This window comes from Cellulomonas sp. (assembly GCF_035634735.1).
In the GTDB taxonomy this organism is placed as follows: Bacteria; Actinomycetota; Actinomycetes; order Actinomycetales; family Cellulomonadaceae; genus Cellulomonas.
This window is the reverse complement of the sequence record NZ_DASQCJ010000019.1, coordinates 1-16,297: the sequence shown is the minus strand read 5'-3', so window position 1 is coordinate 16,297 and position 16,297 is coordinate 1. Positions and strand designations below refer to the sequence as shown.

Below are 16,297 nucleotides of genomic sequence, written 5' to 3'. Positions count from 1 at the left end.
CCGCCGCCCCGGCCGGGGCGCGTCAGCCGTGCGAGGGCTCCCCCGTCCCGGTGACGGTGGTGAGCAGGATCGCGGCGTCGCTCAGCGCCTCGACGCCGTGCCGGTCGTGCGTCAGCGTGGCGAGGAACCCGGTCGGCAGGGTGTCGACCCGCTCGGCGCTGGACACGGCGACGGTGCCGCGCAGCACGAGGATGCTGCCCGCGGGCGGCGAGTTGTGCTCGGCGAGCCGGGTGCCCGTGCGCAGCGCGATGACGGTCTGCCGGAGCGGGCCGTCGTGCACCACGATCTGGGCGCTCCGGCCGTGCGGGTCCTGGTGGGCGAGGTCGATCTGCTCCTGCGCGAGCTGCTGCACGTCCATGCGGGGTTCCTCCCGGCGTCGTCGTCGGTGACGCGTCCTACTCAACACGGCCGCGCGCCGCTCCGCTATTCCCTGGCCCGGCACGTCGCGGCGGTGGCAGCCTCGTCGGCGTGACGGACGAGGACATCTGGACCGAGCGGGTCGCCGCGCGCTACGACGAGTCGAGCGCGGCGATGTTCGCCCCGGAGGTGCTGGGCCCGGCGGTCGACTTCCTGGCGGCCCGGGCCGAGGGCGGGCGCGCGCTGGAGCTGGCGGTCGGCACCGGGCGCGTGGCCCTCCCGCTCGCGGCCCGCGGTGTGCCGGTCGCGGGGATCGAGCGGTCCGCGCCGATGGCGGCCCGGCTCGCGGCGAAGCCCGGCGCGGACCGGGTGCCGGTGACGATCGGCGACATGACGACGGCGACGGCGCCCGGCCCCGGCCCGTTCCGGCTGGTGTACCTCGTGTTCAACGGCATCACGAACCTGCTGACCCAGGACGCCCAGGTCGCGTGCTTCGAGAACGCCGCCCGGCACCTCGGGCCCGGCGGGGCGTTCGTGTGCGAGGTGTTCGTGCCGCAGCTCCGCCGGCTGCCGCCCGGCGAGGTCGCGCTGCCGTTCGACGTGAGCGAGGCGCACCTCGGCTTCGACCGGTACGACGTGGCGGAGCAGCGGCTCGTGTCGCACCACTACACGGTCGAGCCGGACGGGTCGGTGAGCACCGGGCGCTCGCCGCACCGGTACGTCTGGCCGGCGGAGCTGGACCTGATGGCCCGGATCGCCGGGATGCGGCCGGCCGAGCGCTGGGCGGACTTCGCCGGGGCGCCGTTCACCGCGGAGAGCACCTCGCACGTCTCCGTCTGGCGCACCCCCGCCTGAGCCGGGGCGGCGGGCGCGGCGTGCGACGCACCCGTCAGCGGCCCTCGACGACCTCGCGGCGCTTCTGCTGCGCCGGGCGCGCCGGCTCGTGCGGGCCGTTCCACACCTGGATCGCGCCCCAGATGGACGCGGCGATCGGCACGGCCAGCACGGCACCGGTGATGCCCGCGAGCACGGTGCCGATGGTCAGGGCGACCAGGATGACCAGCGGGTGCAGCGCCAGCGACCGGGCCATGACGACCGGCTGCAGGAAGTTCCCCTCGAGCTGGTTCACCAGGACCACGATGCCGACGACGACCAGCGCCTCGACCGGCCCCAGCGCCACGAGCGTGACCAGGGCCGCCAGCGCGCCGGCGAGCGTCGCGCCGACGAGCGGGATGAAGGCGAGCAGGAACACCAGCACGGAGAGCGGGATCGCCAGCGGCACGCCCATGATGACCAGGCCGATGCCGATGCCGATCGCGTCCACCGCGGCGACGATCGCCGTGCCGCGCACGTAGCCGCCCATCGTCGACACCACGCGCCCGCCGACGCGCTTGCCGCGGGCGTAGTGCGCGCCCTCGAACGGCCGCAGCAGGAACTCCCAGATGGCCGGGCCGTCCTTGAGGAAGAAGAACAGCACGACGACCATGAGCACGAACCCGGTGAGGAAGTTCGCCGTGGCCGAGACGCCCGCGATCGCGCCCGCGCCGAAGCTGCTGGACGTCAGGAAGTCGGTCACCGCGGTCCGCGCGTCGGCGATCTGGTCGTCGGTGATCTGGATCGGCAGCCCGGTCAGCGAGTCCTGCAGCTCCCCGAACCCGGCGACCGCCTGGTCCGCGAGGTCGTCCCACTGGTGGATGACCGAGTACACGACTGCGGTGACCACGCCGCCGAGCACGCCGACGATCAGCACGAGCGCGATCCAGGTGGCGGCGATCGACGGCAGCCGGTGCCGGCGCAGCCAGGACACCAGCGGGTGGATCGCCGATGCGAGCACGAGCGCGATGAGCACCGGCACCACGACCAGCGTGAGCCGGGTGACCGCCAGGACCGCGACGGTCAGCAGGGCGAGCAGCGCGAGGACCTGCACGGAGCGCGTGCCGACCCGGCCGAAGCCGTCCGCCCACAGCGCCCCGGCGCCCGGCCCGCGGCCGGCGTCGTCCCGGGCGACCTCGGCCGCCCGCACGGCGTCCCCGCCGCTCGGCGCGGTCGTCCTCCGTCGTCGGAACCACATGTGCCCGCCCCACCCCTTCCCGCCAGTCCGTTGCCGGGGACGGTACGGGGCGCCGACCAGGGCCGCGACCGGGCGCGCCGACCGCGGTGGAACCGGGGCCCGGGTCCACCGGACGGCGTACGCGCACCTCCACCCCGGGGCCGATGCCCCGGGCCGGCACCCCCGCGGCAGAGTGGGGGCATGGCCCAGGACCGACCGCACCGCCTCGACGACGTCCGCGCCCGGCAGCGCGCGGCGCTCCTCGCGCGGCGGAGCCGGGCCCGCACCCGACTCCCGCTCGACGTCGCGCTGCGGCTCGCGATGGACCCGGCGGTGCAGGTGGCGGGCGCCGCCGACCGGCGCCGCTGACGCCTCGCGCGCCGCTACGATCCCCCGCATGGGGCAGCGAGTGACCATCACCGACGTGGCGCGGGACGCGGGCGTGTCCGTCGCGACGGTGTCGAAGGTCATCAACGGGCGGTACGGGGTCGCGCAGGCGACGTCGACCCGCGTCATGGAGGTCATCGACCGGCTCGGCTACGAGTCGAGCCTGGTCGCGCGGAGCCTCCGCTCGCACCGCACGCACGTGCTCGGCATCCTCGTCGCGGAGTTCGAGCCGTTCTCCGCGGAGATCCTCAAGGGCGCGGCGGCGGCGCTCGCCGAGTCCGACTCCGGGTACGAGCTGCTCGCCTACACCGGCGGCCTGCACGGCCGCGGCGCGGGCTGGGAGCGGCGCTACCTGTCCCGGCTGAGCGGCACCCTCATCGACGGCGCCGTGCTGGTGACCCCGACGGTGGTCGAGGCCGACGCGGGGGTGCCCGTCGTCGCGATCGACCCGCACACCGGCCCGACCGGCCTGCCCACCGTCGACTCGGACAACCTCGCCGGTGCGGTGCTCGGCACGGAGCACCTGCTCGCCCTGGGGCACCGGCGGATCGCGTTCGTCGGCGGCCGCCCCGACCTGGAGTCGTCCCGCCTGCGCGAGCAGGGGTTCCGCCGCGCGATGGCGGCGGCCGGGGTGCCCGTCGACGAGGTGCTGGTCCGCGAGGGCGACTACCGCAAGGAGCCGACCCGCGAGCCGGCGCGGGAGCTGCTGAGCCTGCCGGACCGCCCGACCGCCGTGTTCGCGGCCAACGACCTGTCGGCGATCGCGACCATCGAGGTCGCGCGCGAGCTCGGGCTCTCCGTGCCCGGCGACCTGTCGGTCATCGGGTTCGACGACATCCCGGAGTCCGCGCAGACGGAGCCGCCGCTGACGACCGTGCACCAGCCGATCCAGCGGATGGGGGCGGCCGCGATCGGCCTGCTGACGGCGCTGCTCGACGGCGGCGACGCGCCGGACCCGCACGTGCGGCTGCCGACGTCGCTGGTGCGCCGCGGCTCGACCGCCCCGCCCGCCTGACCGACCGGCCGGCACCACCCCGCACCACCCCCCGCACCACCCAGCACCACCCCCCGCACGAAGGAGCGCCGCCCATGCCGGACGTCCGCGTCCCCCGGCCCGCCCACCTCGAGCACCGCGGGGCCCGCGCCGTCGTCACGGTGCTCGACCCCGCCGGCCGGCCGGTGCCGGACGCCGCCGTCGAGGTCGCCCAGGCCCGGCACGCGTTCGGGTTCGGCTGCACGGCGTTCGAGGTGATCGCCCCGGCGAACGGCGAGCCGCCCGGCCCGGACGACCCCGCCGCCGACGTGCTGCCCGCGGTGCTCGACCGCTGGCTCGACCTGTTCGACACGGCGACCCTGCCGTTCTACTGGTCGCGGTTCGAGCCGGAGCGCGGGCGGCCGGACACCGACCGGCTGCTCGCCGCGGCGCGCTGGCTGACCGGGCGCGGGGTGCGGGTCAAGGGCCACCCGCTGGCCTGGCACACCCTTGCGCCCGCCTGGCTGCGCGACCTCCCGGTGGACGAGGTGGCCGCGGCGGTGCGGGACCGGATCACCCGGGACGTGACGGCGTTCCGCGGGGTCGTCGACACCTGGGACGCGATCAACGAGGTCGTCATCATGCCCGTGTTCGCCAAGGAGCCGAACGGGCTGACCCGGCTGTGCGCCCGCGACGGCCGGGTGGCGACGGCCCGGCTCGCGTTCGACGCGGCGCGCGCGGCCAACCCGGGCGCGACGCTGCTGCTCAACGACTTCGACCTGTCGGCCGACTACGAGCGGCTGGTCGAGGACTGCCTGGCGGCCGGGGTCGGCGTCGACGCGATCGGGCTGCAGACCCACATGCACCAGGGCTACCGCGGCGAGGAGTGGACGCGGCGCGTGCTCGACCGCTTCGCGCGGTTCGGGCTGCCGCTGCACCTCACCGAGACGACCCTGCTCTCGGGCGACCTCATGCCGCCGGAGATCGAGGACCTCAACGACTGGCAGGTGCCGTCCTGGCCGTCGACCCCGGAGGGCGAGGCGCGGCAGGCCGACGAGGTCGCGCGGCACTACCGCACCCTGTTCGGGCACCCGGCGGTGCAGGCGGCGACGTACTGGGGGCTCTGCGACGCGGGCGCGTGGCTCGGCGCACCGGTCGGCCTGCTGCGGGCCGACGGCACGCCGAAGCCGGCCTACGACGCGCTCCGGTCGCTGGTCCGGGGCGCGTGGTGGCTGGACCCGACCCCGACCCGCACGGACGCCGACGGCCGGTTCGTCCTCGACGCGTACCTCGGGGACTACCGGGTCACCGCCGGCGGACGCACGGCGGCGGTCACCCTGGCGCCCGACGCCCCCGCGGTGGCGGCCCGCCTCGCCTAGCGGGCCCGCGGGGTCCAGGCGTACGGCGCGCCCGGGGCGATGCGCACGTACTCCCCCGCGCCGCCCATGCCGCCCACGAGGCGGTCGGACAGCGCCCGGCCCGGGTCGGACAGGATCGCGTCGTGGATCGGCGCCGCCACCCGCGGTTGCACGGCCCGCACGTAGTCGATCGCCTCGGCGAGCTTCAGCCACGGCCCGGCGACGGGCACCAGCAGCAGGTCGACCTCGACCCCGGCCGGCGGCGGCGTGAAGGAGTCGCCGGGGTGCAGCAGCGCGCCGTCCACCAGGTACGCGACGTTGTGCGCGCGCGGCACGTCGGGGTGGATGACCGCGTGCCACTCGCCGACGGCGCGGACGGCGAACCCGGCGGCGTCGAACGCGTCGCCGTCGGCCGCGGCGTGCACCCGGTCGGCCGGCGCGCCGGCCTCCGTGAGCTGCGCGGCCACGCCCGCGGGCGCCCACGCCGCCAGGTCCGGGCGCGCCCCGAGGGCCGCGGCGAGGCGCGCGACGTCCACGTGGTCGACGTGCTCGTGGGTGACCAGCACGGCGTCCGCGTCGTCGAGCACGGACAGGTCGCTGAACGAGCCCGGGTCGAGGACCAGCCGCCGCCCGCCGCGCTCCAGGCGGACGCAGGCGTGGCCCCAGTGGGTGATCTCGGTGGCGCCGCCGGGGGCGGCCTCGTGGCTGCTGTCGGTCATGCCGCCAGCATCGCCCCAGGTCGGCGCCGCGTCGAGCCGGGACGCCCGGCGGGGCGATCGCGATTCCGCGAACCCCGGGCGGCCCGTTACCGTGTGCCCCGTGCTGGTGCTGGGAGTGTGCTCGCTCAAGGGCGGCGTGGGGAAGACATCGGTGACGCTGGGACTGGCGTCGGCCGCGCTGGAGCGCGGGCTGCGCACCCTCGTGGTCGACCTCGACCCGCAGGGCGACAGCACGCTCGCGCTGGCGACCGCCGGCGCGGGCGCGGACGTCGCCGCCGTGCTGGACTCCCCCACCGCCGAGACCATCGCCGCCGCCACCGCGCCGAGCGCCTGGGCCGAGGCCGGCCTCGACGTGCTGGTCGGCTCGGCGGCGTCCTCGCGGCACGACGCCTACGACGGCGCGGACTCCGACGTCGACCGGCTGCGGTTCGCGCTGGCGTGGGTGCACGACTACGACCTGGTGCTGGTCGACTGCCCGCCGTCGCTGGGCGGCCTGACCCGCACCGGCCTGACGGCGTGCGACCGCGCGGTGGTCGTGACCGAGCCCGGGCTGTTCTCGGTGACCGCGGTCGGCCGCGCGATGAGGACGATCGACGACCTGCGCCGCGGCCCCGCCGGGCAGCTGCAGCCGCTGGGCGTCGTGGTGAACCGGGTCAAGGCCCGGTCGGTGGAGCAGGCGTTCCGGCTCGACGAGCTCCGCGGGCTGTACGGCCCGCTGGTGCTGACCCCGTTCGTGCCCGAGCGCGCCGCGCTGCAGCAGGCGCAGGGCGCGGCGCAGCCGGTGCACGCGTGGCCGGGCGCGGGCGCGCGCGAGGTCGCGGGCGCGTTCGAGGAGCTGCTGGACCGCGCGCTGCGGGCCCCGCGCACCTGACGGTCAGCCCGCCGCGGGCTCCCCGCCCGCGCAGCCGCAGCTCGCGCGCGGGATCAGCCGGGTCGGCAGCGTCCGGAACTGCGACGCCGCGGCGGGGTCGGCCACCCGCTCCTGGAGCAGCCGGACCGCGGTGCGCCCCATGTGCTCGAACGGCTGCCGGACGGTCGTGAGCGCCGGGGTCGACAGCCGCCCCGCGAGGATGCCGTCGAAGCCGGTGACCCGGACCCGCCCCGGCACGTCGACGCCGTGCTCCGCGAGCACGTCGAGCACCACGAGCGCGGCCTGGTCGCTCTGGCAGACCAGCGCCTCCGGCAGCCGGTCGGCGGCGGCCAGGTCGGTCAGCGCCGCGAGCCACTCGGTGGACGCCAGGCCCTCGTGCGCGGCGCCGGGCGCGGGGCGGTCCGGCAGCAGCGCCGCCACCGCGTCCCGGAACCCGCCGAGCCGCTCGGCGAAGTCGTACATGGACCCCTCGCCGACGAACGCCAGGTCCCGCACGCCGTGCACCCCGACCAGGTGCTCGACCAGGCCGGTCATCGCCGCGCGGTTGTCGACGGACACGTGGCTGAACGACGCGTCCGTGCCCGGCGTGTTGAACGCGACCAGCGGCACCGACTGCGCGATGGCGTGCACCGCGTCCAGGCTGTGCGTGCCCGGGAAGATCGCCAGCCCGTCGACCCGGCCGGCGATGTCGTACATGGCGGCCCCGCTCGGCGCGCCCGAGGCCAGCAGCAGCGCGCGGCCGGTCTCCCGGCACTCCAGGGCGAAGCCGCGCTCGACCTCGTCGACGTAGAGCGGGAACACCCGCGGGTCGCCCTCGGGGACGGCCGCTGCCTCGAGCGGCACCGGCGGGGCGGCGCCGTCGGCGTCCGCCAGCATCATGTCGAACGAGTACAGGCCGAACGCCCCGGTGGCCCCGCGGGCGAGGCCGCGGGCGCTGGCGGACGGCACGTAGCCGAGCTCGCGCGCGGCGTCCATGACCGCCTGGCGGGTGCCGGCGGCGACGCGCCCGGGCTGCCGGAACGCGAACGAGACCGTGGTGATCGACACCCCGGCGCGCTCGGCGACGTCGTACACGGTGGGTCGGCGGGCCACGCGGGAACTCCTCGACAGCGAGTGGCGGCGAGCGGCGGGCCGCGCCCCAGGACCGGGTTGACAGCGCCAGTCTACACGCTTAGATTCCGGTTCTTGTAATGCGCATTACACCGCATTGCAGCCAGCGTTGGCGCGAGCCGACCCGCGCGCCGTGGCGCGGGCGCGGACGCCCGTTCAAGGAGGAACACATGACCCGACGTACCGTGCGGCGCGCCCTCGTCGCCGCCACCGTCACCACCCTGGCCCTCGCGCCGGTCGCCGCCTGCGGCCGGTCCGACGACGCCGGCGGCGGCGGCTCCGCCGAGGCGGGCACCGTCGCCGAGGAGGCGACCGGCGAGATCGAGATCTGGGCCGCGGCCGGCAACGGCGACGCGCTGCGCACCCTCGGCGAGCAGTTCACCGAGGACAACCCCGAGGCCTCCATCAAGGTCACCGAGGTGCCCTGGGGCGAGATCATCACGATGAACCAGACCGCCGTCGCCTCGGGCACCGGCCCGGACATCGTGATGACGGGCGCCGACCAGACCGCCTCGGTCATCGCGATGGGCGGCCTCGCGCCCGTCCCCGACGGGGTGTTCGACGAGGACGACTTCTACCCCGCCGCGGTCGCCTCGGTGACCGGCGAGGACGCGCAGTACTCGGTGCCCTGGTACGTCGAGACCCGGTTCCTGTTCTACCGCGCGGACCTGGCGGCCGAGCTCGGCTACGACGCCCCGACCACCTGGGACGAGCTCGAGGAGCTCAGCGGCGCGCTGGCCGCCCGCCCCGGCGGCGAGTACGGCCTGAGCCTGCCCCGCCCGATCGAGAACCCGGCGCAGGTCATCGTGCCGTTCGTGTCGCAGGCCGGCGGCGAGGTGAGCGACGGCGACTCCTGGACCTTCGACACCCCGGAGTTCGTCGAGGCGCTCGACTTCTACAAGGGCTTCTTCGACCGCGGCGAGGCGCCGCTGTCCGAGACCGAGGCGACGTTCGAGAACGGCGGCTCCCCGCTGCTGATCTCGGGCCCGTGGATGGTCGGCACGTACCAGGACCTGATCGAGACCGGCGCCGCGCCCGAGGGCTTCACCGAGGACTCGATCGGGTACGTCCCGCTGCCGGCGGGCTCCGCGAACAACGACTCCTACATCGGCGGCGGCAACCTCGGCGTGTTCGCGTCCTCGGACAACCAGGACTCGTCCTGGCTGTTCCTGCAGTGGCTGCTCGAGGACGAGCAGCAGAAGACGCTGTTCGACCTCGCGGGCTCGTTCCCGTCCCGCGTCGAGTCGGCCGAGTACGCGCCGATCGACGAGAGCCCGGTGATGTCGGTGCTCAAGGAGCAGATGCCGAACACCGTCGAGACGCCGAGCTACCCGTCCTGGTCGCAGATCGCCGAGCAGATCGGCATCTACGCCGAGCGGGTCGCGCACGGCGAGGTCACCTCGGAGGAGGCCGCGAAGGCCATCCAGGAGCAGGCCGACCAGATCGGCTTCGGCTGGTGACCAGCACCAGCAGTGCCGACACCGCGCCCCGCGCGGTGACCGCGACGTCGCGGCGGCCGGGGAAGAGCGTCTCCCTGGCCGCCCGGCGCCGCCGGACCGCCGTCGTCGCCTGGCTGTTCGCCGCGCCGTTCGTCCTGTCGTTCGGCGTGTTCGGGCTCGTCCCGCTGCTGAGCTCGTTCGGGATGGCCTTCACGGACCTGCGGGTCAACGACATCCGCACCCCGTTCGCCGTCGACTTCGTCGGGCTCGGCAACTTCGCCGAGGTGCTGTCCGACACGACGTTCCTGCGGGCCCTGCGGAACACCCTCGGCTTCGTGGTCGTCGGCGTCCCGCTGTCGCTGTTCTCGGCGCTGGTGCTCGCGGTCATGCTCAACGCGCTCGGCCGCCGCGCCGCGACGTTCTTCCGGGTCGGCTACTACACGCCCGTGGTGACGACGATCGTCGCCGTCGCGGTGGTGTGGCGGATCATGTACCAGCCGAACGGCCTGATCAACTCGCTGCTCGCGGACATCGGGATCGACGGGCCGAACTGGCTCGGCGACACCCGCACCGCCCTGCCGGCCCTGACGCTCATGGCCGTGTGGCGCAGCATCGGGTCGAGCATGGTGATCTTCCTCGCCGGCCTGCAGGCGATCCCCTCCGAGGTCAAGGAGGCGGCGATGGTCGACGGCGCGTCGACGGTCCAGCGGTTCTTCCGTATCACCATCCCGATGATGATGCCGACGATCCTGCTCAACGCGATCCTCACGACCACCGGCTTCATGCAGTTCTTCGACGAGCCGTTCGTCATGACCAACGGCGGTCCGCTGCAGTCGACGACCTCCATCGCGCTCTACGTGTTCAACCAGTTCCAGTGGGGCAACTACTCGGTGGGCGCGGCCGGCGCGTACGTGCTGTTCGCGATCATCAGCATCTTCGCCATCATCCAGTTCCGGTTCTTCCGGCAGAGGACATGACCATGAGCACCTCGACCCCCCTCGCGCCGGCCACGACCGCCGTGCCGATCGCGCCCGTCGTCCGGCGCCGCCGCCGCCGGCTCACGCCCGGCCGGATCGCCCTGCTCGCCGTCCTGTCGGTCGGCCTCGCCGGGACGCTGCTGCCGTTCGTCTGGATGATCCTCGGCGCGTTCAAGACCAACGCCGAGATCATGCGCCGCCCCATCACCTGGTGGCCGCAGGCGCCGACGCTCGACAACTTCCGCGCGTGGTTCTTCGAGTTCGACATGACGCGGTACTTCCTCAACTCGGTGTTCCTGGCCGTCGTCTCGGTCGCCACCACGCTGCTGTTCTGCTCGATGGTCGGCTGGGCGCTCGCCAAGCTGGAGTTCCCGGGCAAGAAGGTGCTCATCACCGTGGTGCTCGGGACCATGTTCGTGCCGGGGATCGTGACGCTGATCCCGCAGTTCGTGCTGGTCGCCAACCTCAACATGGTCGGCACCTACTGGGGCATGATCCTGCCCGGCGTGGTCGGCGCGTTCGGCGTCTTCCTCATGCGGCAGTTCATGCTCGAGATCCCGGACTCCCTGCTCGACGCGGCGCGCATCGACGGCGCCGGCGAGTTCCGGATCTTCGCGCGGATCGTCATGCCGCTGTGCCGCGCGCCGCTCGCGACCCTCGCGATCTTCACCTTCATGGGCTCGTGGAACGGCTTCCTGTGGCCGCTCATCGTGTCCCAGCGCGACTCGCTGTACACCCTGCCCGTGGCGCTGGCGCTGTACACCAGCCCGACCGGCGACAAGGGCGCCGAGTTCGGCCTCCAGATGGCCGGCTCGGTCCTCATCATCGTGCCCGTCCTCGCGGTGTTCATCGCCATGCAGAAGCACTTCGTGCAGGGCATCGCCATGACCGGCATCAAGTAGGAGCACCGTGGACTACCTGGACCCCGCCCTGCCCGTCGCCGACCGCGTCGCCGACCTGCTCGCGCGCATGACGCTCGCGGAGAAGGTCGGGCAGATGATGCAGCTGTCGGCCCCGGACGGCCTGAAGGAGCAGGTGCTCGAGAAGCACGTGGGCTCGATCCTGCACCCGACGCCGGAGCTGGTGGCCGAGGCGCACGACCTCACCGAGCAGACCCGGCTGCGGATCCCGCTGCTGGTCGGCGAGGACGCGATCCACGGCCACTCGTTCTGCGACGGCGCGACCATCTTCCCGACCCAGCTCGGCATGGCAGCCACCTGGTCGCCGGGCCTGGTCGAGCGGATGGCGCGCGCCACCGCGGTCGAGGCCGCGGCGACCGGCCTGCATTGGACCTTCTCCCCCGTGCTGTGCGTCGCCCGCGACCTGCGCTGGGGCCGCGTGAACGAGACGTTCGGCGAGGACCCATTCCTCATCGGCGAGCTCGGCAGCGCGGCCGTGCGCGGCTACCAGGGGAACGGCCTCGCCGACCCGACGGCGGTGCTCGCGACCGCGAAGCACTTCGCCGGGTACTCCGAGACCCAGGGCGGCCGGGACGCCTCCGAGGCGGACCTGTCGCCCCGGAAGCTCCGGTCCTGGTTCCTGCCGCCGTTCGAGCGGGTCGCCCGGGAGGGCTGCGGCACGTTCATGCTCGGCTACCAGACGATCGACGGGGTCCCGATCACCGTCAACGACTGGCTGCTCACCGACGTGCTGCGCGGCGAGTGGGGCTACACCGGCATGCTCGTCACGGACTGGGACAACGTCGGCCGGATGGTCTGGGAGCAGCAGGTGCAGCCCGACCACGTGCACGCGTCCGCCGCGGCGGTGCGGGCCGGCAACGACATGATCATGACGACGGCCAAGTTCTTCGAGGGCGCCCAGGAGGCGGTGGCCCGCGGGCTGATCGCGGAGGCCGACCTCGACGCGGCGGTGTCCCGGATCCTCACGCTCAAGTTCGAGCTCGGGCTGTTCGAGGACCCGCGCCGGCCCGACCCGGCCACGATGGCCGCGGCGGTCGGGTCGCACCAGGACCTGAACCTGGAGCTGACCCGGCGGTCGCTGGTGCTGCTGCGGAACTCGGGCGTGCTGCCGCTGGCGGGCGGGGTGGGCGCGGGGCCGACGGACGCGGCGCCGGCGGGCGACCGCCCGCTGCGGGTCGCCGTCGTCGGCCCGCTCGCGGACGACCCGCAGACCCAGCTCGGCGACTGGGCCGGCTCCTCCGGCCAGGTCGCGTGGATGGCGCACGGGCAGCCGCGCGACATGATCACGACCGTGCTGGACGGGCTCCGCGCCGGCGCGCCGGACGGCTGGACGGTCACGTACTCCCCCGGCGCCGACATCCTCACGCACGAGGACGACCCCGAGGGCCCGTACTTCCCCGACGGCCAGCCCCGGCCCCAGGTCGTGGCGTCCGCGCCGGTCGACCCGGAGCAGCTGGCGGCGGCCGTGGCGGCGGCGCGGGACGCCGACGTGGTCGTGGCCGTGGTCGGCGACCGGATCGAGCTGGTCGGCGAGGGCACCTCGACCGCGACGCTCGAGCTGCTCGGCGGGCAGGTGGCGCTGCTCGAGGCCGTGGCCGCGACGGGCACGCCGCTCGTCGTCGTGCTGCAGGCGTCCAAGCCGATGGTGCTGCCGCCCGCGGCCCTCGCGGCCGACGCGCTGCTCTGGGCGGCGCACCCCGGCATGACCGGCGGGCGCGCGCTGGCGGACCTGCTGCTCGGGCGGATCGAGCCCAGCGGGCGGCTGCCGATCTCGTTCGCCCGGCACGTCGGGCAGCAGCCGATCTACTACAACCAGGTGCGCGGGCAGCACGGAGTCCGGTACGCCGACCTCACGCAGGACCCGGCGTTCGCGTTCGGCGAGGGCCTGTCGTACACCACCGTGGCGTACGCCGACCTGGTCGTCGACACCCCCGAGGTGACGGCGGCGGACGAAGTGCGCGCGCGCGTGACCGTGACCAACACCGGGGCGCGGCCCGCGCTGGAGACCGTGCAGGTGTACGTCCGGGACCTCGTGACGTCCGCGTCCTGGGCGGACCGGGAGCTGAAGGCGTTCACGCAGGTGCAGCTGGCGCCGGGCGAGTCCGTCACGGTGCCGCTGGCGCTCCCGGCCGCGGACTGCACGATCGTGGACGCCGCCGGGCGACGCGTGGTCGAGCCGGGAGAGTTCGAGCTGCTCGTCGGCCCGAGCAGCCGGCCGCGGGACCTGCTGCGCGCGGGGTTCCGGGTCGTGTCCGGGGCGGGCGCGTGACCGCCGCGGCGGCCGGGTCCGTCGCCCGGACCGCGGGCGCCGGCTGGGCCGACGACCCCGCCCGGCCCGTCGACCCGACCACCTTCCCCGTCGCGCCCCGCGACCGCGACGACGCCCACCCGGGCCGCCGTCGGGGCGACGAGGTCGGCGACGGCCCGTTCGGGCGCGCCGTGGCCGGGTTCGCCTGGGGCGCGGGGCTGTCGGCGCTGCTCGCCGCGGCGAACCTGCCGCTGGTCGCGCTCGCGCTGCTGCTGCGCCCCGACCCGTCGCTCGCGTGGCTCGTCGCGCTCGCGGCGGTCCCGGCGGGCCCCGCGCTGTCGGCCGGCCTGTACGCGGTCCGCGAGCACTACGTCGACCCGCGCGTCCCGCTCGCGCGGGCGTTCGGGCGGGGCTACCGGCTCGGCTGGCGCGAGGCGCTGGCCGTCTCGGCGCCCGTGTGCGTGCTCGCCGGGCTGGTCGCCCTCGTCGGCGCGGGCGCCCGGTCCTCCGGCGTCCCCGCACTGGTCGCGGGGCTGGCCCCCGGGGCGGGGGTGCTGCTGCTCCTCGTGGCGCTGCACGCCCTCGCGCTGCGCACCTTCTTCCGCCTCCCGCCCACCGCCGCCTGGCAGGCGGGCGCCTACTACCTCGTCGCGCGGTGGCGCGCCTCGCTGGGGACGCTCGCGCTCCTGGCCGGGGCGGTCGCCGTCGCGGCCGCGGCCTCCGACCTGCTCCTCGTCCTGCTCGGGGGCGTGTGGGTGTGGCTCTGGTACCGCACCACCGCGGGGATGCTGCGCGACGCGGTCGCGCGGTTCCTGCGCCCGACGACGACCACCTGACCGCCCGACCCCCGGGGACTGACACCATGCCTGACACCCTGACCCGCCCGCACCGGCACCGCACCGACCGCACCCGCACCGTCGACGCCGGCGGCGGCCTCGCCGTCCGGGTGACCCCCGCCGGCGACGTCGCCGGGATCGCCGCGCCGGGCGAGCGCCTCGTCAACCAGTACCGGATCGGCGCGCACGACGCCGGCATCGCGGGCCTGTTCCTGCGCCGGACGGCCCCGGACGGCGCCGTCGCGCACGTGCCGCTGACCGGGAGCCGGTCGGGCGCGTCCTGGCGGGCCGGCGACGGCGCGGTGCGGTGGTCCGGCGCGGGCCTCGGCGTCGCGTGGACCGTCGACCTGGTGCTCGACCCCGCCCGGACGGCGCTGGTGTGGCGGGTGGCGCTGTCGCGGGCCGGCGGCGGGGCCGCGGAGGACGGGACGACCTGGGACGTCGCCGCGCTGCAGGACCTGTCCCTCGCGCCCGAGCAGGCCGCGTCGTCCTCCGAGCCGTACGTCTCGCAGTACGTCGCGCACCGGCTCGCGGCGTCGGACGACCTGGGCACCGTCGTGCTGTCCCGGCAGACGATGACCTCCGCGCCCGCGCTGCCGCTGTTCGCGCTCGCGATCGCCGAGGGCTCGGTCGCCGCCGGGACCGACGGGTTCGACCTGTACGGCCCGCCGGCGCGCGCCGGGCACACCCCCGCGTTCCTGTCCGGCGCGGCGTGGCCCGGCCGGGTGCGGCAGCACGAGATGGCGATGGCCGGCCTGCTGTCGCGGTCGACCGCGCTCGCCGACCCGCTGGTGCTGCACGTGGTCGGCCGGTACTGGGACGACCGGCGCGGGGCGGTGCTCGACGCGCTGCCGGACGTCGAGGCGGAGGTGCCCGGTCTCGTGGCGCTGGCGGACGCGGCGGCCGCGGCCGCCCCCGCGGACGACCCGGTCGACTCCGTCGCCGCGCGCTCCCTGCTCGCCACGGCGCCGCTGCTCGGCGGCGCGCCGCTCGCGGACGCGGACCTGCTGGCGCTGGGCGCTGCGCCGGGCACGAGCGGTGCGCCGGGCGCGGACGGGACCGGCACCGGCGGCGACGCCCGGCACGTCGAGCGCGACGCCGCCGGTCGCCTGCTGTCGTACTTCACCCCCGGCGGCGTCCACGTCGTCCGCGGCGAGAAGGACCTCGACCTGCTGCGCCCGCACGGCCACGTGCTGCTCGCCGGCGACGCGCTGGGCCCGGACCGGCCCACGCTGTCGACGACCGTCTTCGCGCACGGCGTGTTCGGCTCGCACACGGTGCTGGGCAACACGAGCTTCGACACCCTCACGACCGTGCACCGCAACCACCTCAACCTGCTGCGGGCGAACGGCGTCCGGGTGCTCGTCGCCGTCGACGGCGCGTGGCGGATGCTCGGCGCCCCGTCGGCGTTCGTGCTGGACGTCGGCGAGGCCCGCTGGGTCTACGACCTGCCCGGCGGCCGGCTCGAGGTCCGCACGGTGGCCGACGCGGCGCGGGACGCGCTGCTGCTCGAGGTCGCGAGCGCGGCGCCGGTGGACGTGCTCGTCACGACCGAGGTCGAGCTCGGCTGCGGCGCGTGGCAGGCCCGCGCCGAGGACGGCGCCGTCGTGCTCGTCGCCGACGAGGGCACGGCCACCCGCGAGCACCACCCGGGCCTCGCCTACGTGCTCGCCGCCACGCCGGGCGCGGAGGTCGCCGGCGACGACCCGCTGTACGCGGACGGCGCGCCGCGCGGCACCTCGGTGGTGACGGTGCGCGGCACCGCCGGCCCGGGCACCGCGCTGCGGGTCGCCACGACGGCCGACCGCGACGGCGGGGGCGCCGCGGCGGACGTGGCCCGGACGTCGTGGCCCGCGGGCTGGACGCCGCGCGCGAGGCGGCCGGCCACCGCGCCACCCTCGCCCGGCTGACCCGCGGGCTGGCCGTGGCGGACGGTTCCCGGCTCGCCGAGCTCGAGACGCTGCTGCCCTGGTGGGCGAACGACGCGCGGGTGCACTACCTCGTGCCGCACGGCCTGGAGCAGTACCAGGGGGCGGCGTGGGGAACCCGCGA

The 16,297-nt window shown here is 75.6% G+C and carries 16 protein-coding genes; 12 read left to right on the top strand and 4 right to left on the bottom strand.

The window, feature by feature from the left end; all coding sequences use genetic code 11:
• Positions 1–22: 22 nt before the first annotated feature.
• Positions 23–358, bottom strand: a complete 336-nt coding sequence (locus tag VER05_RS01720) for a cupin (RefSeq protein WP_324843675.1) — start codon at positions 356–358, stop codon at positions 23–25.
• 110 nt (positions 359–468) lie between these two features.
• On the opposite strand from VER05_RS01720, the gene VER05_RS01715 reads away from it, so the two are divergent.
• Complete coding sequence (locus tag VER05_RS01715; RefSeq protein WP_324843674.1) at positions 469–1,212, top strand: class I SAM-dependent methyltransferase; 744 nt, start codon at positions 469–471, stop codon at positions 1,210–1,212.
• Positions 1,213–1,246: 34 nt separating this feature from the next.
• Here the strand turns inward: VER05_RS01715 and VER05_RS01710 are convergent, their stop codons facing one another.
• Positions 1,247–2,428 (bottom strand): AI-2E family transporter, encoded by a 1,182-nt coding sequence (locus VER05_RS01710; RefSeq protein ID WP_324843673.1) that lies wholly within the window; start codon positions 2,426–2,428, stop codon positions 1,247–1,249.
• A gap of 180 nt (positions 2,429–2,608) precedes the next feature.
• Here VER05_RS01710 and VER05_RS01705 point away from each other — a divergent pair, with 180 nt between their 5' ends.
• The 3 genes from VER05_RS01705 to VER05_RS01695 all read left to right on the top strand — a co-directional run bounded on the left by VER05_RS01705 (position 2,609) and on the right by VER05_RS01695 (position 5,146).
• Positions 2,609–2,776, top strand: coding sequence for a hypothetical protein (locus VER05_RS01705; RefSeq protein WP_324843672.1), 168 nt, complete (start codon positions 2,609–2,611; stop codon positions 2,774–2,776).
• 28 nt (positions 2,777–2,804) lie between these two features.
• On the top strand, positions 2,805–3,809 hold the full coding sequence (locus VER05_RS01700; protein WP_324843671.1) for a LacI family DNA-binding transcriptional regulator: 1,005 nt from the start codon (positions 2,805–2,807) through the stop codon (positions 3,807–3,809).
• 74 nt (positions 3,810–3,883) lie between these two features.
• Positions 3,884–5,146: an endo-1,4-beta-xylanase gene (locus VER05_RS01695; RefSeq protein ID WP_324843670.1), complete on the top strand. Its 1,263-nt coding sequence runs from the start codon at positions 3,884–3,886 to the stop codon at positions 5,144–5,146.
• Here VER05_RS01695 and VER05_RS01690 read toward each other — a convergent pair.
• Complete coding sequence (locus tag VER05_RS01690) at positions 5,143–5,844, bottom strand: MBL fold metallo-hydrolase (protein WP_324843669.1); 702 nt, start codon at positions 5,842–5,844, stop codon at positions 5,143–5,145. The two genes, VER05_RS01695 and VER05_RS01690, sit on opposite strands and share 4 nt — an antisense overlap.
• A gap of 100 nt (positions 5,845–5,944) precedes the next feature.
• Here VER05_RS01690 and VER05_RS01685 point away from each other — a divergent pair, with 100 nt between their 5' ends.
• Positions 5,945–6,715: a ParA family protein gene (locus VER05_RS01685; RefSeq protein ID WP_324843668.1), complete on the top strand. Its 771-nt coding sequence runs from the start codon at positions 5,945–5,947 to the stop codon at positions 6,713–6,715.
• Positions 6,716–6,718: 3 nt separating this feature from the next.
• Here VER05_RS01685 and VER05_RS01680 read toward each other — a convergent pair whose 3' ends face one another.
• Positions 6,719–7,807, bottom strand: coding sequence for a LacI family DNA-binding transcriptional regulator (locus VER05_RS01680; protein ID WP_324843667.1), 1,089 nt, complete (start codon positions 7,805–7,807; stop codon positions 6,719–6,721).
• 188 nt (positions 7,808–7,995) lie between these two features.
• Here VER05_RS01680 and VER05_RS01675 point away from each other — a divergent pair, with 188 nt between their 5' ends.
• From VER05_RS01675 to VER05_RS01645, 7 genes are all read left to right on the top strand, one after another.
• Positions 7,996–9,285 (top strand): extracellular solute-binding protein, encoded by a 1,290-nt coding sequence (locus VER05_RS01675; RefSeq protein WP_324843666.1) that lies wholly within the window; start codon positions 7,996–7,998, stop codon positions 9,283–9,285.
• On the top strand, positions 9,282–10,241 hold the full coding sequence (locus tag VER05_RS01670) for a sugar ABC transporter permease (protein WP_324843665.1): 960 nt from the start codon (positions 9,282–9,284) through the stop codon (positions 10,239–10,241). Before VER05_RS01675 ends, VER05_RS01670 begins: the two co-directional genes overlap by 4 nt.
• Before the next feature lie 2 nt (positions 10,242–10,243).
• Positions 10,244–11,143, top strand: coding sequence for a carbohydrate ABC transporter permease (locus VER05_RS01665; RefSeq protein ID WP_324843664.1), 900 nt, complete (start codon positions 10,244–10,246; stop codon positions 11,141–11,143).
• 67 nt (positions 11,144–11,210) lie between these two features.
• Positions 11,211–13,430 (top strand): glycoside hydrolase family 3 N-terminal domain-containing protein, encoded by a 2,220-nt coding sequence (locus VER05_RS01660; RefSeq protein WP_324843727.1) that lies wholly within the window; start codon positions 11,211–11,213, stop codon positions 13,428–13,430.
• Positions 13,427–14,245, top strand: coding sequence for a hypothetical protein (locus tag VER05_RS01655; RefSeq protein ID WP_324843663.1), 819 nt, complete (start codon positions 13,427–13,429; stop codon positions 14,243–14,245). Before VER05_RS01660 ends, VER05_RS01655 begins: the two co-directional genes overlap by 4 nt.
• A gap of 26 nt (positions 14,246–14,271) precedes the next feature.
• Positions 14,272–16,155: a hypothetical protein gene (locus VER05_RS01650; protein WP_324843662.1), complete on the top strand. Its 1,884-nt coding sequence runs from the start codon at positions 14,272–14,274 to the stop codon at positions 16,153–16,155.
• The coding region (locus VER05_RS01645) for a hypothetical protein (RefSeq protein WP_324843661.1) at positions 16,092–16,297 on the top strand (206 nt) is incomplete at its 3' end. The genes VER05_RS01650 and VER05_RS01645, both read left to right, overlap by 64 nt.